We start from the raw sequence: 21,342 nt of genomic DNA, 5'->3' as shown, positions 1-21,342 counted from the left end.
CGCCGCAGTGACCGTCGGCATAGAACTCCGCCGCTACACCACCCGCCATGCCGCCCGCCTGCGCCCGCTCCTGCTGGGGGTGTATGCCGAGGTCTACGCCGAGGCTGCGCAGAGCGACCCGTTCTGTGCCGTCGACCGGTTCGCCGAAGGACTCGACAACTGGTCCGCCCGGCCAGGCTGGAGCTGCGTCATCGGTTACGACGACGGACAGCCCGTCGGCTACGCGTACGGGGCCCCGCTTCTCCCCGGCAGCCGCTGGTGGGGCGGACTGCTCACCGACGTACCCCCCGACACCATCAGCGAGACCGGCACACGCACTTACGCCCTCAGCGAGCTGATGGTCCGCACGCCGTGGCGGAAGACCGGCACCGCCCGCCAGCTCCACGACGCGCTGCTCGCCCCACAGCCCGAGCAGCGCGCCACACTCCTGGTAGTCCAGGACCACCCCAGAGTCCGGGCGCTCTACGGGTCATGGGGCTGGAAGACACTGGGCGATCTACGCCCACTCATCCCGAACGCGCCGCTCTTTCACGCCATGCTGCTGGATCTCTCTTCACGCTGACCGTCGGCCAGAACCACGGCGAGGCCAATTGCGGTGTCGGGACTGGTGGGGCCGTGTCGTGACTTCCCGAGTTCCGGGCTTCGAGATCCGGGCTTCGAGATCCGGGTTTCGAGGGTCGGGGTTCGAGCTCCGGGACCGGCTGGTTCGCTCTTTCGTGGTACGAGGGGAGGGGCTGGGCCCGACGCTTGAGCTTCGGGATCCGGGCGGCGGGATCCGGGCTCCGGGGTTCGAGCGCTCTTGGTTAACCAGTAGGTGAAAGAAGGGGGTTGGGGAAACCTCTCCGTCCTCCCTGACCCGTCACGGCCAGCAAGTATGACTAATCGTGACCAGCTTGCGGCGCGCCATCGCGGCTGCTTACGGTGCCCCCAACGAAACGACCCCGACACGGTGTTAGCGCACCGGGCCGGGGTCTCACCTCAAGATCGGAAAAGGCGATCCTGTGGCTACCGAGAACTTTAGCCCTGCCCTGCGCACGCCCGCATCCTCACGCCCGTACCCGAAGGCCAGCCCCGGCTACGGCAAGCGATCCGCACCGGACCAACGCCCCGTGCGCGCCGATGACTTCATGCTGCTGCCCGAGCGGGAGCGCTACATCGCCGGGTACGTCGACCACCTGCCGGACGGTGCGGCCATGGACATCAAGTCGCTGGCCAGGAGCATCCCCCTGTACGGACAGATGGCCGTCGGCAGCGCCCTCAGGGCACTGGGAGTAGCCGGTCACCTGCGGTACGCCCAGTGCCGGGTCGAGGAGCGCGGCCAGGTCCGCTGGGTCACCCGCACCTTCTGGTCCCGCACCGCTCGCGACAACGAATGGTGGGGCGCCTTCCTGGACGCCGAGAACAACCGGGCCACCCAAGAAGCAAACGCTCCCCGAGCCGGGGATGAATCGCAGGCCCCGGCCCCCGTGACACCGGCCGAGCCCGCAACGCAGCCCGCCTCGCCCGCTCCCGTACCCGTCGTACCGCAGCAGCGGGCCCCCGAACCGGCCCCGGGGCACTCCTCGCCCGCGTACCTCGCCCTGGCCCGACTGGGCCGAATCGAACCGCGCCTGGCCCTCTCCGCCACCGACTGCAGCGTCCTGGAGTCACTGGCCGCGCAGTGGTTCGCCCGGGGCGTGGACGCCGACTACCTCACCCATGCCCTCACCTCCGGCCTCCCCGACCAGGTCGGCTCCCCCATCGGCTTCGTACGTCGCCGCCTCACCGACAAGATCCCACCCCACCTGCCCACCACCCCGACACCGGCCACACCAGGCACTCCCGTCCGCCGCCTGATGGTGGAATGCACCGAATGCGGCACACCCGGCCCATCCGAGGCACTCCCCGACGGCCTCTGCCGCCCCTGCCGCACACCCGCCCTGGGCCAAGCCCCGACAGCCCCCGCCGACCCGCCCGTCGCACGTGACATCCACGCACTGGTCGGCACCCTCCGCGACCTGATGAAAACCCCCTGAACGCGTCGGGCTGCACAGGCACCGCGCGGACGGCCGCCTGGAGAGATACGTACGCCCCGCGTCACACCGTCTCGAACACGTCCTCCAGCTCCTGGAGCAGCCGGCGCTTGGGCCGGGCGCCCACCATCGACTTCACCGGTTCGCCGGACCGGAACACCATCAGCGTCGGCATCGACAGCACCCCGTACCGGCTCGCGATCCCCGGGTTGTGGTCGACATCGAGCTGGACGACCTTGATGCGGTCGGCCTCCTCGGCCGCGATGGCGCTGAGCACGGGGGCGAGCTGGCGGCACGGTCCGCACCAGTCGGCGGTGAACTCGACCAGGACGGGGAGCTCGGCCCCCAGCACCTCCCCGTCGAAGGTGGTGTCGGTGACCTCGGCCACACCCTCTGCATGAATCATCTGTCATCCTCCCAGTTCACAACGTGGTTCCGGGCCGCCAGGAAGCTCTGCCGCGGCCTCCAGCTCCGCCCTCGCGAGCTGCGCGCCCACCTGGACGCGTACCGCCTGGAGCTGCTCGATCAGCGAGTCGAGCTCGCCGAGCTTGCGCCGGTAGACGGCGAGCGAGGCGGGGCAGGCGTCACCGGCCGGGTGGCCGGCGCGCAGGCACTCGACGAACGGCCGGGTCTCCTCCAGTTCGAAGCCGAAGTCCTGGAGGGTCCTGATCTGCTGGACCAGACGCAGATCGTCCTCGTCGTACGCCCGGTACCCGTTTCCGGCCCGCCGCGCAGGCAGCAGTCCGCGTGACTCGTAGTACCGCAGAGTCCGCGTGGTCGTCCCGGCCCGCTCGGCCAGCTCCCCGATTCGCATGTCTGCGACGGTAGACCTTTACGCGGACGTCAAGGCAAGTACGCGGACGTCAGGGCAAGCGTGAAGGGCCGTCGCGGGAGCTCCCGCGACGGCCCTGTCGGTGTGCTGGGTGTTCGGCGCCTAGACCTTCGCCACGGCGGGCTCCTGGCCACCGTCCCGCGGCTCCGGAACGTTGTCCGCGCCGTCGCCGTGCTCCGCGTTATGGGTGAGCGTCTTCTCGTCGAACGGGATGGCGCCGGCCAGCACCTGCTCGACCCTTTCCCGGTCGATCTCCTTGGTCCAGGTGCCGATGAGCAGCGTGGCGACGGCGTTGCCCGCGAAGTTGGTGAGGGCGCGGGCCTCGCTCATGAAGCGGTCGATGCCGATGATCAGGCCGACGCCGTCGACCAGGGCGGGCTTGTGCGACTGGAGCCCGCTCGCCAGCACGGCGATGCCGGAACCGGAGACACCGGCCGCGCCCTTGGAGGCGATCATCATGAAGAGGAGGAGCGAGACCTGCTGGCCCAGCGCCAGCGGCTGGCCCATCGCGTCGGCGATGAACAGCGACGCCATGGTCAGGTAGATCATCGTGCCGTCGAGGTTGAACGAGTACCCGGTGGGCACGGTGATGCCGACGACCGGGCGGCTGACACCCAGGTGTTCCATCTTCGCGATGAGGCGCGGCAGCGCCGACTCGGAGGAGGACGTGGAGAGGATCAGCAGGAACTCGCGGCCCAGGTACTTGAAGAGGTGGAAGAGGTTCACCCCGGTCACCAGGCGGAGCAGGGTGCCGAGCACCAGGACCACGAACAGGATGCAGGTGACGTAGAAGCCCAGCATGATCGTGGCGAGCGCCTTGAGCGCGTCCACGCCGGTCTCACCGATGACGGCGGCCATCGCGCCGAACGCGCCCACCGGGGCCGCCCACATGATCATGGCCAGGACGCGGAAGACCAGCTTCTGGATGTGCTCGACCCCGCGCAGCACCGGCTCACCGGCCGTGCCCATGGCCTGCAGCGCGAAGCCGACGAGCAGCGCGACCAGCAGGGTCTGGAGCACCGAGCCACCGGTGAAGGCCGACACGAAGGTGGTCGGGATGATGCCGAGCAGGAAGTCGACCGGCCCTTCGGCGGCGTCGCTCGCCGCCGTGTGACCGACATCCTTCACCGACTGCGTGAGGTGCATGCCTTCGCCGGGGTGCAGCACATTGCCGACGACCAGGCCGATCGCCAGCGCGACCACCGACATGGCCAGGAAGTAGCCGAGCGCGAGGCCCCCCACCTTGCCGATCTTGGCGGCCTTGCGGACCGAGCCGACGCCCAGCACGATCGTGCAGAAGATGATCGGCGCGATCATCATCTTGATGAGGCTCACGAAGCCGGTACCGATCGGCTTGAGCTCCACGGCGACCCCGGGGGCCACGAAGCCCACCAGGATGCCGAGTGCCACAGCGCCGATCACGGCGAGATACAGATAATGCGTACGGTCCCGCTTAGCGGCTGGCACTCCCACAGGGTTCTCCTCGGCTCGTCCCGATCCGTCCCCCGTCCCTGGGGGTCTCGGCGAATATCCCGTCCCCTGTGACGGCGGTCACCCTTACGTACATTTCGTTCATATGTTTTCGGCCAGGCACACTGGGGCCATGCGTATCCCCCGCACCCGTCCGCGCAGCCTGGCCGGTCAGCTCTTCGCCATGCAGGTGGTGCTGGTGGCGGCCGTGGTGGCCGGATGCGCCTTCTTCGCGTACGTCTCCGGGAGAGCGCAGGCGGAGCAGACCGCGGTCCGGCAGGTCCGGGCGGCGGCGCTGGCGGTGGCCGATTCTCCGTCGGTACGGGAGGCGATCCGCACCCCGGACCCCTCCACCGCGCTGCAGCCGTACGCGGAGAAGGTCCGCAGGGACACCGGCATCGCCTTCGTCACCATCATGAGCCCGGACCTGGTCCGCTGGACGCACCCCGACACCGACCGGATCGGCGAGAAGTTCCTCGGGCACACCGCGCAGGCGCTGCGCGGCGAGACGTTCACGGAGACGTACACCGGCACACTCGGCCCGTCGATCCGGGTCGTGACCCCGGTCCGGGACGGCGGCAGGATCACCGGCCTTGTCAGCGCGGGCATCACGGTCGAGCGGGTCTCCTCGCAGGTGCGGGCGCAGCTCGGTGCGCTGGGGCTGGCGGCGGGCGGGGCGCTCGCCCTCGGCGGCGTCGGTACGTATGTGATCAACGCCCGGCTGCGGCGCCACACGCACGGCATGAACGCCGCCGAGCTGAGCCGGATGCACGACTACCACCAGGCCACGCTGCACGCGGTGCGCGAGGGGCTGCTGATGCTCGACGGGCGGCGCAGGATCGCGCTGATCAACGACGCGGGCCGGGAGCTGCTCGGGCTGCCGCCGGGCGCGGTCGGGCGCCGGGTCGCCGATCTGGAGCTCCCGCCGCCGCTGACCGGGGCACTGCTCGCCTCCGAGGAGCGGGTCGACGAGCTGCATCTGACGGCGGACCGGGTGATCGTGGTCAACACCCGCCCGGTGGTGGGCGGGGAGCAGCGCGGCACGGTCGTGACCCTCCGCGACCACACGGAACTTCAGGCGCTGTCCGGCGAGTTGGACTCGGAGCGGGGGTTCACCCAGGCGCTGCGCTCGCAGGCGCACGAGGCGGCGAACCGGTTGCACACCGTCGTCTCGCTGATCGAGCTCGGCCGGGCCGAGGAGGCGGTCGGCTTCGCCACGGCGGAGCTGGAGCTGGCCCAGGTCCTCACCGACCGGGTCGTCGGCGCCGTCGCCGAACCGGTGCTGGCGGCCCTGCTGCTGGGCAAGGCGGCGCAGGCGAACGAGCGGGGAGTGGAGCTGGTGCTCGCGGACGACAGCATGATCGACGACGGGGTGCTTCCCGAAACGCTGTCGCAGCGTGATCTGGTGACGATCCTCGGCAATCTGATCGACAACGCGGTGGATGCGGCGTCCGAGGCGGCGACGGGCCCGTCCCCAGCCGGGGGCGTTCCCGGTCAGCGGGGTCGTGTGGCGGGCCGCCCGGTCCGCGCCCGGGTCACCGTGACCGCGCTCGCCGATGACCGCGAGCTGCTGCTGCGGGTCGCCGACACCGGTGCCGGGGTCGATCCCGGTGACGTGGCGCAGGTGTTCGACCGCGGCTGGTCGACGCACGGCGCCGGTCGCGGGCTCGGTCTGGCGCTCGTACAGCAGGCCGTGCACCGGGGCGGTGGGACGGTCACCCTGAGCGGGGGCCCGGACGGCGGCGCGGAGTTCACCGTACGACTGCCGCTGCCGCCCGCACCGACGCCGCACGAGTCCACGCACGCCCCCAAGGAGCCCATCCCATGATCCAGGTGCTGGTCGTCGAGGACGATCCCGTGGCCGCCGACGCCCATCAGCTGTACGTGGGCCGGGTCCCCGGGTTCACCGTGGCCGCGGTCGCTCATTCGCGTGCGGAGGCGGTACGGGCGCTGGACCGTACGCCCATCGACCTGCTGCTCCTGGATCTGTATCTGCCCGACGGGCACGGCCTGCAACTGCTGCGTTCGCTGCGCGCGGCCGGGCACGCGGCGGATGTCATCGCCGTGACGTCGGCGCGTGATCTGGCGGTGGTCCGGGAGGGGGTGTCGCTCGGTGTCGTCCAGTACGTGCTGAAGCCGTTCACCTTCGCCACCCTGCGCGACCGCCTCGTCCGCTACGCCGAGTTCCGTGCGGCGGCCGGTGAGGCGAGCGGGCAGGACGAGGTGGACCGGGCGCTCGGCGCGCTGCGGGCGCCGCAGCCGGTCCGGCTCCCCAAGGGGCTGAGCGGCCCTACGCTGGAGGCGGTGACGCGTGCGCTGCGGGCCTCCCCGGACGGGGTGACGGCGGCGGCCGCCGCGGTGGAGCTGGGCATCTCGCGGATCACCGCCCGCCGCTATCTGGAGCATCTGGTGTCGACGGGACGCGCCGTCCGCAGCCCCCAGTACGGGCAGATCGGACGACCGGAGCTGCACTACCGGTGGGTGGCCGAAACTCGCTGAAGGCCCGCGACCACGCCCCTGGGACCTGATCCGAAAAGCCCGTGGAGGCACAACAGGCGCTTCCTGCACGGGCATTGACCTTGCCGACGGACCGGTCCTACGGTCACGGTCTCAGCCTTCGTGGCTATGAGGAGGTCGTGCCCGTGCGCCCCACCGCCCCACTGATCCTCGCCGCCGCAGTCACCGTTCTGGCTGCCGGCTCGCTGACCGCGTGCTCCTCCGGTTCCGGAAGTGACCCGGACACCGTGAAGGTCGCGTACAACCGCTCCACGGACAACAAGATCCGGTTCAAGGACGCCTTCCTCGAATCGATGAAGAAGCAGTTCGAGAAGGAACACCCCGGCAAGAAGATCAAGCTGATTCCGATCCAGGCGCCGGACAACGACTACGCGACCAAGGCGCAGCAGATGATGCGCTCGCCGAAGACGGCTCCGGACCTGGTCTACGAGGACACGTTCCGGATCAACTCCGACATCAAGGCGGGCTATCTGCGTCCGCTCGACACGTACCTCGCGGAGTGGGACACCTGGAACCAGTTCGTGGACACGGCGAAGGCCGCGGCGAAGGCCGAGGACGGCAAGACGTACGGCGTCCCGGACGGCACCGACACCCGCGGGCTCTGGTTCAACAAGAAGATCTTCGCCAGGGCAGGACTGCCGGCCGACTGGCAGCCGAAGAGCTGGGCGGACATCCTGACGGCGGCCCGCGCGATCAAGAAGAAGGTCCCCGGCGTCATCCCGCTGAACGTGTACACGGGCAAGGGCCCCGGCGAGGCTGCCGTGATGCAGGGCTTCGAGATGCTGCTCTACGGCACGGGCGCGGACCCGCTCTACGACCCCACCGCGAAGAAGTGGGTGGCGGGTGGGCAGGGGTTCCGGGACGCGCTCGGTTTCGTACGGACGGTGTACGGGGAGAAGCTCGGCCCGGATCCGTCGGACGCGCTCGACCCCAATATCGGCACGCAGGTGGCCACCGAATGGTTCCCCGAGGGCAAGCTGGCGATCTCGCTGGACGGCTCCTGGATGGGGCAGAACTGGGTCAACGGCGGACCGAAGGCATGGCCCGGGTGGAAGACGGAACTCGCCCAGACCGCGATGCCCACCCAGAACGGTCAGGCGCCCGGGAAGGTGTCCATGTCGGGCGGCTGGACGTGGGCGATCCCGCAGAAGGCCAAGAACGCCGATCTGGCGTGGGAGTTCATCAAGACGATGCAGACTCCGCAGAACGCGGCGAAGTGGGATGTGGTGGATGCCCAGATCGCGGTACGCAAGGACGTGGCGAGGAATCCGGAATATCTGAAGTCGATGCCCGGCATCGACTTCTTCACGGGCCTGGTCCAGTACACCCACTACCGTCCGGCGCTGCCCGTCTATCCGCAGGTGTCGACGGCCATCGGTGAGGCGATGGAGAAGGTGACGACGGGCGACGGATCACCGGAGTCGGCGGCGAAGGAGTACGACGAGCAGCTGGGGACGATCGTCGACGGCGCGGTCACCACGAAGTGAGCGACCGCGCGACGGGAACCGGGCCGTGGCGGTGGCGGCGTGCGGGGCGGTGGCTGCCGATCGCCCCCGCCACCGCCTTGCTGCTGCTCTTCCTCGCGGGCCCCATCGGCTACTGCGTCTGGATCGCCTTCACCAACACCCAGCTGACGGGTTCGTCCTCCTCCGACTTCGTCGGCCTCGCCAACTTCCGCCGCGCCTTCGCCGACGACAACTTCCGTAACGCCGTCCAGCTGACGCTCGTCTTCACCTTCCTGTCGTCGATCGTCGGGCAGAACACGCTGGGGCTGGCGCTCGCCGGCCTGATGCGGGCGGCGTCCCGTCCGGTGCGGACGGTCACGGGCGCGCTCGTCATCACGGCCTGGGTGCTGCCGGAGATCGTCGCGGCCTTCCTGCTCTACGCGTTCTTCCGCCGCGAGGGCACGCTGAACGCGATCCTGGACGGGCTCGGTCTTCCGGGCCAGAACTGGCTGTTCACGCTGCCGATCCTGGCGGTGTCCTTCGCCAATGTGTGGCGCGGGACGGCGTTCTCGATGCTGATCTACTCGGCGGCGCTGGCCGAGATCCCGCAGGACATCACGGAGGCCGCCCAGGTCGACGGGGCGAGCGGGCCACGCCGGCTGTGGAACATCACGCTGCCGATGATCCGCCGCTCCATCGGCACCAATCTGATGCTCAACACCCTGTCCACGCTCTCCGTGTTCGGGCTGATCTGGGCGATGACCCGCGGCGGTCCTGGCAACCGCAGCCAGACGCTGCCGGTGTTCATGTACGACCAGGCCTTCGTGAACAGCCTGATCGGTTACGGGACGGCGGTGGCGCTGCTGCTGCTTCTGGTCGGTTCGCTGTTCTCGGTCGTCTATCTGCGGCTGATGAAGGTGGAGGTGTGATGACGTCCCGTCGCACCCGGGCGCGCCTGGCGTCCGACGGAGCGCTGCTGCTGGTCGCGGCGGCGTTCGCGCTGCCGCTGCTGTGGCTGCTGTTCGCCTCCGTGGACAGCGGCGCCGATCTCCGGGTCCGGCCACCGTCCTCACCGACCCTGGAGAACTTCGACGCGGTACTCACCGACGAGATCACCTTCACACCGATGCTCAACAGTCTGCTGCTGTGCGGTGGTGCGACGCTGCTGACCGTGGTGTGCGCGGCGCTGGCCGCGTATCCGCTGTCCCGCTACCGTTCGCGGTTCAACCGCCCGTACCTGCTGACGATCCTGTTCACGACGTGTCTCCCGATCACGGCGATCATGGTGCCGGTGTACGGACTCTTCGTCCAGGTCGATCTGATCGACACGATGTACGGGACGGCGCTTTTCCTCGCCACCGCCCAATTGCCTTTCGCCATCTGGCTGATGAAGAATTTCATGGACGGTGTGCCGAAGGTCCTGGAGGAGGCGGCCTGGACGGACGGGGCGTCGATGATGCAGACCCTGGTCCGGGTGGTGCTGCCGCTGATGGGACCGGGGGTCGGCGTGGTGACGATCTACACGTTCATCATGCTGTGGGGGAACTTCTTCGTCCCCTTCATGCTGCTGCTCTCCCCCGAGCAGCTTCCGGCATCGGTCTCGATCTTCACGTTCTTCGGCAATTACGGCTCGGTGGTCTACGGGCAGCTGGCGGCGTTCTCGATCCTGTACTCGACGCCGGTGCTGCTGCTGTACGTCCTGATCTCGCGCCGACTGGGCGGGGGGTTCGCCCTGGGCGGCGCGGTCAAGGGATGAGCGGGCACCGGCGGGGGACGCCGGCGACCTGGGACGTTCCTACGATCCGTGATATCGGCCGAACACACCGTAGTCGGGCCGTGTGCTGACTCCTACGGGTGGGCCGTGCACCCCACACCGCCCTTCGACGCCCCCGCCGCGCACCGACTGCGCGAGGCCCTGGGGATGGCGCCCGGCCATGTCGCGTACGGTCTCGGCGCGCAGTACGGACTCCGGATCAGCGCGGACACCGTCGCCGCCCGGGAGCGCGCTGCCCAGCGAGTACGAACTCACGGCGCCGGCCGGAGTCCCGTGGCGCGCGCCGGGCGGCCTGCTGACCGCCGCCCGCTCCCTGCGGGAGCAGCGGGTGGCCCGGGGCCTGGCCGCGGACGAGCTCGCGGGCCGGTGGGGCCGGGCGTCACGGGCCCGTCCGGTGCCCGGGACCGGTCAGAACACCGACTCCGCCTCGTACATCCGGTCCTTCGGCACCGTCTTCAGCTGCGTGATCGCGTCCGCGAGCGGGACCATCGTGATGTCGTTGCCGCGCAGCGCCGTCATCCGGCCGAAGTCACCCCGGTGCGCGGCCTCGACCGCGTGCCAGCCGAAGCGGGTGGCGAGCACCCGGTCGTACGCGGTCGGCGTGCCGCCACGCTGGACGTGGCCGAGAATGACCGGCCTGGCCTCCTTGCCGAGCCGGGTCTCCAGCTCGACCGCGAGGCGATTGCCGATGCCCTGGAAGCGCTCGTGGCCGTACTGGTCGATCTCGCCCTTGGCATACGGCATCGAGCCCTCGGCCGGGTGCGCGCCCTCGGCGACGCAGACGACCGCGAACTTCTTGCCCCGTGCGAAGCGCTCCTCGACCATCTTGACCAGGTCCGCGACCTCGAACGGCCGCTCGGGCAGACAGATGCCGTGCGCACCGCCCGCCATGCCGGACTCCAGCGCGATCCAGCCCGCGTGCCGGCCCATCACCTCGACGACCATGACCCGCTGGTGCGACTCGGCCGTGGTCTTCAGGCGGTCTATGGCTTCGGTGGCGACGCCCACCGCCGTGTCGAAGCCGAAGGTGCGGTCGGTGGACGAGATGTCGTTGTCGATGGTCTTCGGGACGCCGACGACGGGCATTCCCGCGTCCGACAGCATCCGGGCCGCGGTGAGGGTGCCCTCGCCGCCGATCGGGATCAGCGCGTCGATGCCGTAACGGCGGCTCAGCTCCTCGCAGTTCTCGGCCGCTTCGCGGAGCCGGTCGCGCTCCAGCCGGGCCGAACCGAGGATGGTGCCGCCGCGGGCGAGGATGCCGCTCACCGCGTTGAGGTCGAGGGCGCGGAAGTGACCGTCGAGGAGTCCCTTGAACCCGTCCTCGAAACCGATGACTTCGTCGCCATGACCCACCACGGCGCGGTGCACGACCGACCGGATCACTGCGTTCAGGCCCGGGCAATCGCCACCTGCGGTGAGAACTCCGATGCGCATCGTGCTGTATCTCCTGCTCGCTAGTGCCGTGCATTCCGGGGGCGACTACAGAATCCCCCGTACCGTGAGCCACAACGATTGTCCCACGTCAGGTCTGGACCTCGCGCTTCCGACTCCTCCTCCGGTACCGCACCGGGCGGAGCACCGGCGGCGACGGGGGTCTTCCCGCACCCGATCAGGGCCTTTCGTCCGGCGGGCGGCGTATCCGCTCCCGCAGGTATCGTCAACAGGGCGATATCGCTTCAACCGGACAGAACGACGGGAGAGCACGCGTGACGCGCAGCGTGTACGTGACAGGGATCGACCGGGGAGACGGCCGCCAGGTCGTCGATCTGGGAGTCATGGAGCTCCTGACGCGTCAGGTGGACCGGGTCGGGGTGTTCCGGCCGCTGGTCCACGACAGCCCCGACCGGCTGTTCGAGCTGCTGCGGGCCCGCTACCGGCTCTCCCAGGACCCGTCGACGGTCTACGGCCTGGACTACGCGGAGGCGTCCGCGCTGCAGGCGGAGAAGGGTACCGACGAACTGGTCTCGCGGCTCGTCGACCGCTTCCATCAGGTGACCCGCTCGTACGAGGTGGTGCTGGTCCTCGGCACGGACTTCGCTGACACCCAGCTCCCCGACGAGCTGGCGCTCAATGCCCGGCTGGCCAATGAGTTCGGCGCCTCCGTGATCGCGGTGGTCGGCGGGAAGGGGCAGGACGCGGAGTCCGTGCGGGCCGAGACCCGCAATGCCTACCGGGCCTACGCCGGGCTGGGCTGCGACGTCCTCGCGATGGTGGTGAACCGGGTGGCCGCCGAGGACCGCGATGTCATCGCCGAGCGGCTGGCGGCGCGGCTGCCCGTCCCCTGTTCGGTGCTGCCGGACGACGCGTCGCTCTCCGCGCCGACGGTCGCCCAGATCACCGCGGCGCTCGGCGGAACGGTCCTGCTCGGCGACGACGCGGGGCTGGCCAGGGACGCGCTGGACTTCGTCTTCGGTGGGGCGATGCTGCCGAATCTGCTCAACGCGCTGACGCCGGGCTGTCTCGTGGTCACGCCCGGGGACCGGGCGGACCTGGTCGTCGGCTCGCTGGCGGCGCACAGCGCCGGGACCCCGCCCATCGCGGGTGTGCTGCTGACCCTGAACGAGCGCCCCGGCGAGGAGATACTCAAGCTGGCCGCACGCCTCGCACCGGGCACCCCGGTCGTGTCGGTGGCCGGCGGATCCTTCCCCACCGCGGCCGAACTCTTCGCGCTGGAGGGCAAGTTGAACGCGGCGACGCCCCGCAAGGCGGAGACCGCACTCGGCCTCTTCGAGCGCCATGTCGACACCGCCGCCCTGCTGGAGCGGATCTCGGTGGCCCGCAGCGGCCGCGTCACGCCGATGATGTTCGAGCACGAGCTGCTGGAACAGGCCCGCTCGGACCGGCGCCGCGTGGTGCTGCCGGAGGGCACCGAGGAGCGGGTGCTGCGCGCCGCCGATGTGCTGCTGCGCCGCGACGTCTGCGAGCTCACCCTGCTCGGCGACGTCGACACCATCCGAAAGAAGGCCGCCGACTTCGGCGTCGACCTCGCCGATACGCAGCTGATCGACCCGCAGACCTCGGAGCTGCGCCAGGCGTTCGCGGAGCGGTACGCACAGCTGCGCGCGCACCGCGGGGTCACGGTGGAGCTGGCGTACGACGTCGTCTCGGACGCGAACTACTTCGGCACGCTGATGGTCGAGGAGGGCCTGGCCGACGGCATGGTCTCCGGGACCGTGCATTCCACCGCGGCCACGATCCGCCCGGCCTTCGAGATCATCAAGACGACGGCGGACGCGTCGATCGTCTCGTCGGTCTTCTTCATGTGCCTCTCGGACAAGGTCCTGGTGTACGGGGACTGCGCGGTCAACCCGGACCCGGACGCGGAGCAGCTCGCGGACATCGCCGTCCAGTCCGCCGCCACCGCCGCCCGCTTCGGTGTCGAGCCGCGGATCGCGATGCTCTCGTACTCGACGGGCACCTCGGGCACGGGCGCCGATGTCGACAAGGTGCGGCAGGCGACGGACCGGGTGCGCGCGAGCCGGCCGGATCTCAGGATCGAGGGTCCGATCCAGTACGACGCGGCGGTCGAGCCGAGCGTCGCCGCGACCAAGCTGCCCGGGTCGGAGGTGGCGGGGCAGGCGACCGTGCTGATCTTCCCGGACCTGAACACCGGCAACAACACGTACAAGGCCGTGCAGCGCTCGGCCGGCGCGATCGCCGTCGGCCCGGTGCTCCAGGGGCTGCGCAAGCCCGTCAACGACCTCTCCCGCGGCGCGCTCGTCCAGGACATCGTCACTACCGTGGCGATCACGGCGATCCAGGCGCAGGGCGAGGAGTGATCCGCATGACCACCCCCACGAAGGAAGGTTCCGCCGCCGTGCAGGCCCGTCGTGTCCTCGTCCTCAACTCCGGCTCCTCCTCGGTGAAGTACCAGCTCCTCGACATGAACGACCGCTCCCGGCTCGCGATCGGCCTGGTCGAGCGGATCGGCGAGGACACCTCTCGCCTGCTGCACACCCCGCTGATCGAATCAGAAGAGGGGGCCCGAAGGGCCTCCGTTGAGGGTGGTGGTGGGCGACGGGCGGGAGGCGCCGGGACACGCGAGCGGACGGGCAGGATCGCCGACCACACGGCGGCGCTGAAGGCGGCGGCCGAGGAGCTGGCCGCGGACGGGCTGGGGCTGGACTCCCCCGAGCTGGCGGCGATCGGCCACCGGGTGGTGCACGGCGGCCTGCGTTTCACCGAGCCGACCGTGATCACCGACGAGGTGCTGGCGGAGATCGAGCGGCTCGTCCCGGTGGCGCCGCTGCACAACCCGGCGAACATCATCGGGATCCGTACCGCGCAGGCGCTCCGCCCCGACCTGCCCCAGGTCGCCGTCTTCGACACCGCGTTCCACACGACGATGCCGGAGTACGCCGCGCGCTACGCGATCGACGTGGAGACCGCCGACGCCCACCGCATCCGCCGCTACGGTTTCCACGGCACCTCGCACGCGTACGTCTCCCGCAAGGCGGCCGAGCTGCTGGGACGCACCCCCGAGGAGGTCAACGTCATCGTGCTGCACCTGGGCAACGGCGCCTCGGCCTCGGCCGTGGCGGGTGGCCGATGCGTGGAGACGTCGATGGGACTGACCCCGCTGGAGGGGCTGGTGATGGGGACCCGGTCCGGGGACATCGACCCGGCGGTCACCTTCCATCTGAAGCGGGTGGCGGGGATGTCGGCCGACGAGATCGACGTCCTGCTCAACAAGAAGAGCGGTCTGGTCGGGCTCTGCGGGGACAACGACATGCGGGAGATCCGGCGCCGGATCGACGAGGGCGACGAGCAGGCGGCGCTGGCGTTCGACATCTATGTGCACCGGCTGAAGAAGTACATCGGCGCCTATTCGGCGGTCCTCGGGCGGGTGGATGCCGTGGTGTTCACGGCGGGGGTCGGGGAGAACTCGGCGCCCGTACGGGAGGCTGCGATCGCCGGTCTCGAAGAGTTCGGTCTCGCGGTGGACGCCGGTCTCAACGCCGCACGGTCCGGTGAACCGAGGCTGATCTCGCCGGACCATGCGCGGGTCGCGGTCGCCGTGGTGCCGACGGACGAGGAGCTGGAGATCGCCGGCCAGACCTTTGCGCTGGTCGAACAGGTCGGACGGACCGCGCAGCCCGGGCAGGCCGAACCGCTCGGACAGGTCGACAACTGAGCACCCCCGCGCCCCTTTGTATCTTCCACCAGTCGGAATATTCCGCAGTGAAACAAACCGATAGGATCCGCCTCATGCGCCGTTCCAAAATCGTCTGCACCCTCGGTCCCGCCGTCGACTCCCACGAGCAGCTCGTCGCTCTGATCGAGGCCGGCATGAGCGTGGCCCGATTCAACTTCAGCCACGGCTCCCACGAGGAACACCAGGGCCGTTACGACCGTGTCCGCCGGGCCGCCGCCGAGACCGGCCGGGCGGTCGGTGTACTCGCCGACCTCCAGGGCCCGAAGATCCGCCTGGCGAAGTTCGCCGAGGGCCCCGTCGAACTGGTCCGCGGGGACGAGTTCACCATCACCACCGATGACGTCCCCGGTGACAAGTCGATCTGCGGTACGACGTACAAGGGACTGCCGGGCGACGTCGACATGGGCGACCCGATCCTGATCAACGACGGGAACGTCGAGCTGAAGGTCGTCGAGGTCGAGGGCTCCCGGGTCAAGACCATCGTCATCGAGGGCGGGGTGATCTCCGACCACAAGGGGATCAACCTGCCGGGTGCGGCGGTCAATGTCCCGGCCCTGTCCGAGAAGGATGTCGAGGACCTCCGCTTCGCCCTGCGGATGGGCTGTGACCTGGTCGCCCTCTCCTTCGTGCGCGACGCCGACGACGTCAAGGACGTCCACAAGATCATGGACGAGGAGGGCCGCCGGGTCCCCGTCATCGCGAAGGTCGAGAAGCCGCAGGCCGTCGAGCACATGGAGGGCGTCGTCATGGCGTTCGACGGTGTGATGGTCGCCCGTGGCGACCTGGCCGTCGAGTACCCCCTGGAGAAGGTCCCGATGGTGCAGAAGCGCCTCGTGGAGCTCTGCCGGCGGAACGCCAAGCCGGTGATCGTGGCGACCCAGATGATGGAGTCGATGATCACCAACTCGCGGCCGACCCGCGCCGAGGCGTCCGACGTCGCCAACGCGATCCTGGACGGGGCCGACGCGGTCATGCTGTCCGCCGAGTCCAGCGTGGGCGCGTACCCGATCGAGACGGTCAAGACGATGTCGAAGATCGTCGTCGCCGCCGAGGAGGAGCTGCTCTCCAAGGGCCTGCAGCCGCTGGTTCCGGGCAAGAAGCCCCGGACCCAGGGTGGTTCGGTGGCCCGCGCGGCCTGCGAGATCGCGGACTTCCTGAACGGCAAGGCGCTGGTCGCCTTCACCAAGTCCGGTGACACGGCCCGCCGGCTCTCCCGCTACCGCGCCGCGCAGCCGATCCTGGCCTTCACCACCGACGAGTCCACCCGTAATCAGCTCGCGCTGAGCTGGGGCGTCGAGGCCCACGTCGTGCCGCACGTGGACAACACCGACGCCATGGTGGACATGGTCGACGCGGAGCTGCTCAAGCTGAGCCGCTACAACGCCGGCGACACGATGGTCATCACGGCCGGTTCGCCCCCCGGCGTCCCGGGCACCACCAACATGGTCCGGGTGCACCACGTGGGCGGCAGCGACCGCGGCTGACGAGCCGGCCGCACCGGCATACGACTGTGGCCCGCATCCCCTTCGACGGAGGTGCGGGCCACAGCCTTGTGCGGCTCCCTGACGGGTTCTTGAGACCGACCGGCAATGGGGGGCGGCGTCACGGGGCTGGGGCACGCACCTTCACCCACCCCCCAATTGCCGGTCGGTCTGGGTCACTTCATCAACTGTTGCCGCGGGTGAAGTAGTTGTGCAGCCCAGGCACCGTGAGCGTGCCGCCGAACTGGCCGGCCTGGGTCACCTTCACGTTGGTGAAGAACGCGAACGGCACGTTCAGCGGCGGCGGGGTCTCGGGGCTGAACGTGATCGGGATGAGGCCGAAGAGGTTGCCCTTCAGCTCCTCCGTGTACATCGTCACCGTGCCGTCGCGGATGGTGGACGTCGAACCCTTCCGCGCCTGGACGTGGCCGGTGGTGCCGGCCGGACCCTCGATCAGCTGGTGCAGGTCCTTGATGTCGATGGACGACGCGGTGAACTTCAGCACCTTCTTCGTCGTGCCGTCGCCCTTCTCCACCTCGACGATGCCCTTGTAGTCGAGCCCGTTCAGGGTGAGCAGCGAACTCTCCAGGATCCACGGCTGGTTCGGAACCCTGGGAATGCCCTGCTCCAGGTCCGCCGCGGCCAGCGCCTTGGGGTCGGCGGTGGGGCACGGGAACGGCTGCTTGGCGCCGTCCGGGATGTCGTCGTCCTTCTTGGGGTCGAGTCCCTTGGCGCTCTCGTCGAGCTCCTCGACCGACGTGCCCGCCTTGTCGGCCGCGCCGCGGATGGCGTCGGCGGTTTTGTCGACGGTGTCCTTCGCGGCGTCCGTCACCTTGGATACGGGCTTCGCTGCGGGCTCGCTCGTCGCGGACGCCGACGGCTTCGGGGACGCGGTGGTGGCGCTCGGGGACGGGCTCGCCGTCTCCTGGTCCGGTCCGCCCAAGAGGTCCCCCAGCGCGTCGCCGACGCCCAGTGGGTCGAGCGGGTTGTTCGTCGCCGTGGGCGACGGGGAGGCGCTCGGCGTCGCGGCGGGCGCCACGCTCTGCTGGTCCGCCGCTCCGTTCGCCGACGGGGTCGCCGACGGCTTCGGCGTCGCTTCGGCGCTCTGGTCCGCACCGCTGTCGGCGGCCCCGGTGGACGCACTGGCGGACGGGGACGGTGTCTTCGTCTCCGACGCGGACGCCGAGGGTTCCGGCGACTGGCTCGGCTCGTCCGAACGTGTCACGCAGGGGCCCGGCGCGAACGGGATGTCCGTCGCGTCGTCGGCCAGCGCGAGCTTGGGGGTGAGTCCCATCCCGACGAAGACAGCCGTCGGCATCGCGGCGAGCGCGAAGGCCTTGCCTGCGGGTATGTGCAGCTTCGTCAGCAGCGACTTCCTCGGGGCCGCGTGGCGCGGCCCGCTTCTCGCCCGGAGATCCTCTCCCCCGGTCGAGTTCAGCTGCGTCTCGTCACCCCGCACTGTTCCTCCCGCCGCCTGCGTCGACTTTGCCGTTCGTGCTGTCGTCGTTCCACGGAGCCGGACCGGGGCTGAACGTCCCCGCGGCACCGTGGTGCGGGCCGGCACCGTCCGGCAGCGCGCCCTCGGGCCCTGCCGGGCCCTTCGGGGAACGTCCGGCCTCGGGCCCGGCCGGCTGCCCGGCGACCGGCGTGCCCGGTGCCCAGGAAAGGGCGAGGCAGCCACCGATCATGGCGAGCAGGAACCCGATCACGAAACCGCCGAGGTTGGACACCGGAATGGAGACCAGCGCCAGCAGGATCGAGGCGACACCGGCGAACACCCGGACGATCTGGTGGAACCACATGGTCAGACCGAGCGTGACCAGCAGTACACCGATGATCAGTGAGCCCGCGCCCGCGGTGGTCGCCATGGCCAGCGTGAGGTGGCCGATCTTGAAATTGGCGTACGGGAAGTACGCGATCGGCGCCCCACCGAGTGCGGTGAGCAGGCCCGCCCAGAACGGCCGGCTGCCCCGCCAGGCACGGAAACGCTGCCGAAGGACGCGGGTGTAGTGCTCGTTCTGCCCCGTGGAGTCGGCGCTCATGGAAAACAGCTCCCTGGAACCGGTATTGCTGTGAAAGAAAAGAAGAGGGAGCCGGTCGGGCGGAGCAGCGTGGCCGCTCCTCCGCCCGCCCGGACGGAGTGCTTAGTAGCACTCCTTGACGCCGTTGTAGAGGCGCATGCTCAGCCCGCTGAGATTGAAGGTGCCGGCTGTGGTGGCCCACGCCCTCTGCTTCACGTTGTCGAGAATCGCGCGGTCCGCCTGCTGGGCGAAGCCGTTCTCCTTGACGTTCTCGCCGGACTTGATGGCCGGACCCTTGGAGGCGTCCTTCGTCGCAACACCGATGTCGATGTTCTTGAACTTGGCGTCGGCGTCCAGATCCGCGACATCGAGGTACAGGTTCTCGGCGTGGACCGGGGTACCGCTGCCGCCGGCCTTCAGCATGAGGCTGACGGACCCGAGGACCGGGATGTCCGGCGTGACGACGGACTGGCACATGCCCGTGATGTCGGCCGACTTGAACGACGAGATCGCGACAGGGTGCACCGTCTTCTTGTCACCCTCGAGCTCCGCGTAGCCGACGTCTATGCCGCCGTACTGCGAGAAGCCCTTGCCGTCCAGGTGCTGCGCCGTCACCTTGAACGACTGGCCGGAGACGCTGAACGACGCGGCCAGCGCGCCCTGCGCCAAGGCCACACCGACGGCGGCCGTCGCGGCCACACTCGGAACCATGACGAGAGCGAACCGCTTCCATCTGGTCCCGCCACGAACTTGGGACTCCATGACTTTCCTCCTTCTCGGACGTACATCTCCGGTCCGGGCCGGAGCCCGTCCTGGGATGGGAGAAGTGCTACGTCCCCGGAAAGGAGAGCGCCGGAACCGGAGGCGTCAACCGCGTCCGAATCACTGGCGATCACCCCCGAGCGACAACCACTGGCCACGCGTTCGCGCAACCTGTTCGGACAGGCCCTGCCGGACGGCAGGAACCCCCCTGTCCGCGGTCGGCGCCACTGCCGCCGACCCACTCGATGGGGACCCAAATCGGCCGCCGCGCCGACTGGTGGCCGGGCTGGCGTCATTGGACCGAGCGTGGCCGATCGTGGTGCATTAGCGCCCGCGGCACAAGGGGGTTCGTTACTCGCTAGTAACGGCCCGATAACCAAGGCACGACAAGGCGGCGCCACCCGGCCACACAGGGTGGCGTCGCACGCAAGGAGAAAAGGGGGAATTGAGGCCCCAAAGCGGACAGAACCCCATGCACGATTTACTGGCAGTAACAGCCCGTGCTTTTATCAAGATTTGGTAAAGCGAGGGCGGCCGTTGTCGCCCGATCGCGAAAACGGCCGTGACGCCCCAGGGACGCCACGGCCGTGTTGTCACATCAGAACAGGACGCGCGCCAGCGCCGTGCGCGCCGCGACGACGCGCGGATCGTCGGGGCCGATGACGTCGAACAGCTCCAGCAGCCGCAGCCGCGCCGCGTCCCGGTCCTCGCCGAAATTCCGGCGGACGGTCTCGACGAGACGCCCGAAGGCATCCTCGACATGACCGCCGACCAGATCCAGATCGGCGGCGGCGATCTGCGCCGCCACATCGGCCGGCTTCTCGGCGGCGTCGTCGCGGACCTGCTGCGGGTCCATGTCCCTCACCCTGCCGAGCAGTTCGGCCTGGGCCAGGCCGAGCTTGGCCTCCGTGTTGGCCGGGTCGTCGGCGAGCACGTTCTTGTACGCCTGGACGGCGCCGCCGAAGTCATTGGCGTCCAGCGCCTGCACGGCCGCTTCGAGCAGTGCGTCGTACGGTCCTGCGGGCACCTCGGCCGGTCCCTGCCCGGCGTCCGGGCCGGCGGCCTCCTGGTCGACAGCGATCCCGGTGAGCCCGAACCGCTCCTCGCCGACCTGGATCAGCTGGTCCAGCGTCTGCCGGATCTGGGTCTCGGGGGCCGCGCCCTGGAAGAGCGGGAGGGCCTGCCCGGCGACGACGGCGAAGACCGCCGGGATGCCCTGGATGCCGAACTGCTGCATCAGCATCTGGTTGGCGTCGACGTCGACCTTGGCCAGTACGAAGCGGCCGTTGTACTCGTGGGCCAGGCGCTCCAGGAGCGGGCCCAGTTGCTTGCACGGCTCGCACCACTCGGCCCAGAAGTCGATGACGACGGGGACCTCGGCGGAGCGCTGGAGGACATCGCGCTCGAAGCCCGCCTCATCGACATCGATCACCAGGGAGGACGGGGGGACGGCGCCGCCGCCACCCTGCCGGGCGGCCTCGGCACGGGCCTGCTCCGCCTTCACCTTGGCCTCGCCGGCCGCCTTCACCGCGGCGAGGTCGACGACGCCGCTCATGGACATGTTCCTAGGCTGCATACGTACATCCTCCCCCCTCGGCAGGCTGTTCCGGAAAGCGATCCGGGAACCGCATCCGTCCGTGGTACCCGCCGGTGTGCGGGACGCGCGGACCTCCACGGCTCGACGACCCTCGAAGGGCCTGTTTTTCGGCGCCGGGTCCCCACCCGGCATGTGTGGCTGTCGTTCGCTCACGGCGTGACAACGGACTGGCCGTCGTCCTTACGCTACGACCCGTAGCGTAACTGTCCCGCACCCCTCGCGCACGGGAGCGTCCGGTGATCTGTCTCACGGCGAACGCGACCGGCCGGTTCTCCT

General features: G+C 69.7%; 18 protein-coding genes and 1 pseudogene. 11 read left to right on the top strand and 8 right to left on the bottom strand.

The window, feature by feature from the left end:
- Positions 1 to 7: 7 nt before the first annotated feature.
- Positions 8 to 562 carry a GNAT family N-acetyltransferase gene (locus AB0I23_RS01550; RefSeq protein ID WP_359105820.1) on the top strand — a complete coding sequence of 185 codons (555 nt, stop codon included), beginning with the start codon at positions 8 to 10 and terminating at the stop codon, positions 560 to 562.
- A gap of 439 nt (positions 563 to 1,001) precedes the next feature.
- Positions 1,002 to 2,015, top strand: a complete 1,014-nt coding sequence (locus tag AB0I23_RS01545; protein ID WP_359105818.1) for a MarR family transcriptional regulator — start codon at positions 1,002 to 1,004, stop codon at positions 2,013 to 2,015.
- A gap of 61 nt (positions 2,016 to 2,076) precedes the next feature.
- Here the strand turns inward: AB0I23_RS01545 and trxA are convergent, their stop codons facing one another.
- From trxA to AB0I23_RS01530, 3 genes are all read right to left on the bottom strand, one after another.
- Complete coding sequence (gene trxA, locus AB0I23_RS01540) at positions 2,077 to 2,418, bottom strand: thioredoxin (protein ID WP_359105816.1); 342 nt, start codon at positions 2,416 to 2,418, stop codon at positions 2,077 to 2,079.
- Positions 2,419 to 2,421: 3 nt separating this feature from the next.
- Positions 2,422 to 2,826 (bottom strand): MerR family transcriptional regulator, encoded by a 405-nt coding sequence (locus AB0I23_RS01535; RefSeq protein WP_351206573.1) that lies wholly within the window; start codon positions 2,824 to 2,826, stop codon positions 2,422 to 2,424.
- A 120-nt stretch (positions 2,827 to 2,946) separates the two neighbouring features.
- Entirely contained in the window at positions 2,947 to 4,317 is a 1,371-nt protein-coding gene (locus AB0I23_RS01530; RefSeq protein WP_359105814.1) for a cation:dicarboxylate symporter family transporter, read from the bottom strand.
- Positions 4,318 to 4,447: 130 nt separating this feature from the next.
- Between AB0I23_RS01530 and AB0I23_RS01525 the strand changes: the two genes are divergently transcribed.
- The 6 genes and pseudogenes from AB0I23_RS01525 to AB0I23_RS01500 all read left to right on the top strand — a co-directional run.
- Positions 4,448 to 6,142: a sensor histidine kinase gene (locus tag AB0I23_RS01525; protein WP_359105811.1), complete on the top strand. Its 1,695-nt coding sequence runs from the start codon at positions 4,448 to 4,450 to the stop codon at positions 6,140 to 6,142.
- On the top strand, positions 6,139 to 6,813 hold the full coding sequence (locus AB0I23_RS01520; protein WP_359105808.1) for a response regulator: 675 nt from the start codon (positions 6,139 to 6,141) through the stop codon (positions 6,811 to 6,813). The genes AB0I23_RS01525 and AB0I23_RS01520 overlap by 4 nt, the downstream gene beginning before the upstream one ends.
- 143 nt (positions 6,814 to 6,956) lie before the next feature.
- Positions 6,957 to 8,318, top strand: coding sequence for an extracellular solute-binding protein (locus AB0I23_RS01515; RefSeq protein WP_359105805.1), 1,362 nt, complete (start codon positions 6,957 to 6,959; stop codon positions 8,316 to 8,318).
- Positions 8,315 to 9,205, top strand: coding sequence for a carbohydrate ABC transporter permease (locus AB0I23_RS01510; RefSeq protein ID WP_359105803.1), 891 nt, complete (start codon positions 8,315 to 8,317; stop codon positions 9,203 to 9,205). The genes AB0I23_RS01515 and AB0I23_RS01510 overlap by 4 nt, the downstream gene beginning before the upstream one ends.
- Positions 9,205 to 10,032 carry a carbohydrate ABC transporter permease gene (locus AB0I23_RS01505; RefSeq protein ID WP_359105800.1) on the top strand — a complete coding sequence of 276 codons (828 nt, stop codon included), beginning with the start codon at positions 9,205 to 9,207 and terminating at the stop codon, positions 10,030 to 10,032. The genes AB0I23_RS01510 and AB0I23_RS01505 overlap by 1 nt, the downstream gene beginning before the upstream one ends.
- Before the next feature lie 165 nt (positions 10,033 to 10,197).
- Positions 10,198 to 10,423, top strand: a pseudogene (locus tag AB0I23_RS01500) (XRE family transcriptional regulator); the annotation flags it as partial.
- A gap of 35 nt (positions 10,424 to 10,458) precedes the next feature.
- Here AB0I23_RS01500 and AB0I23_RS01495 read toward each other — a convergent pair.
- Entirely contained in the window at positions 10,459 to 11,484 is a 1,026-nt protein-coding gene (locus AB0I23_RS01495; protein WP_359105797.1) for an ATP-dependent 6-phosphofructokinase, read from the bottom strand.
- 272 nt (positions 11,485 to 11,756) lie between these two features.
- On the opposite strand from AB0I23_RS01495, the gene pta reads away from it, so the two are divergent.
- From pta to pyk, 3 genes are all read left to right on the top strand, one after another.
- Entirely contained in the window at positions 11,757 to 13,829 is a 2,073-nt protein-coding gene (gene pta, locus AB0I23_RS01490; RefSeq protein WP_359105794.1) for a phosphate acetyltransferase, read from the top strand.
- Positions 13,830 to 13,834: 5 nt separating this feature from the next.
- Entirely contained in the window at positions 13,835 to 15,184 is a 1,350-nt protein-coding gene (locus tag AB0I23_RS01485) for an acetate kinase (RefSeq protein WP_359105791.1), read from the top strand.
- Positions 15,185 to 15,258: 74 nt separating this feature from the next.
- Positions 15,259 to 16,689 (top strand): pyruvate kinase, encoded by a 1,431-nt coding sequence (gene pyk / locus AB0I23_RS01480; RefSeq protein ID WP_359105788.1) that lies wholly within the window; start codon positions 15,259 to 15,261, stop codon positions 16,687 to 16,689.
- 181 nt (positions 16,690 to 16,870) lie between these two features.
- Here the strand turns inward: pyk and AB0I23_RS01475 are convergent, their stop codons facing one another.
- From AB0I23_RS01475 to AB0I23_RS01460, 4 genes are all read right to left on the bottom strand, one after another.
- Entirely contained in the window at positions 16,871 to 18,145 is a 1,275-nt protein-coding gene (locus tag AB0I23_RS01475) for a hypothetical protein (RefSeq protein WP_359105786.1), read from the bottom strand.
- Complete coding sequence (locus AB0I23_RS01470) at positions 18,135 to 18,728, bottom strand: DUF6114 domain-containing protein (RefSeq protein ID WP_359105783.1); 594 nt, start codon at positions 18,726 to 18,728, stop codon at positions 18,135 to 18,137. Before AB0I23_RS01470 ends, AB0I23_RS01475 begins: the two co-directional genes overlap by 11 nt.
- A gap of 102 nt (positions 18,729 to 18,830) precedes the next feature.
- Complete coding sequence (locus AB0I23_RS01465) at positions 18,831 to 19,469, bottom strand: DUF6230 family protein (protein ID WP_359105780.1); 639 nt, start codon at positions 19,467 to 19,469, stop codon at positions 18,831 to 18,833.
- Between the two features lie 598 nt (positions 19,470 to 20,067).
- Entirely contained in the window at positions 20,068 to 21,045 is a 978-nt protein-coding gene (locus AB0I23_RS01460) for a tetratricopeptide repeat protein (RefSeq protein WP_359105777.1), read from the bottom strand.
- Between the last annotated feature and the right edge of the window lie 297 nt (positions 21,046 to 21,342).

It is taken from the genome of Streptomyces atratus (assembly GCF_040655115.1).
GTDB lineage: Bacteria > Actinomycetota > Actinomycetes > Streptomycetales > Streptomycetaceae > Streptomyces > Streptomyces atratus_D.
The sequence above is the reverse complement of the archived record's forward strand: the minus strand, read 5'-3'. Positions and strand labels throughout refer to the sequence as shown.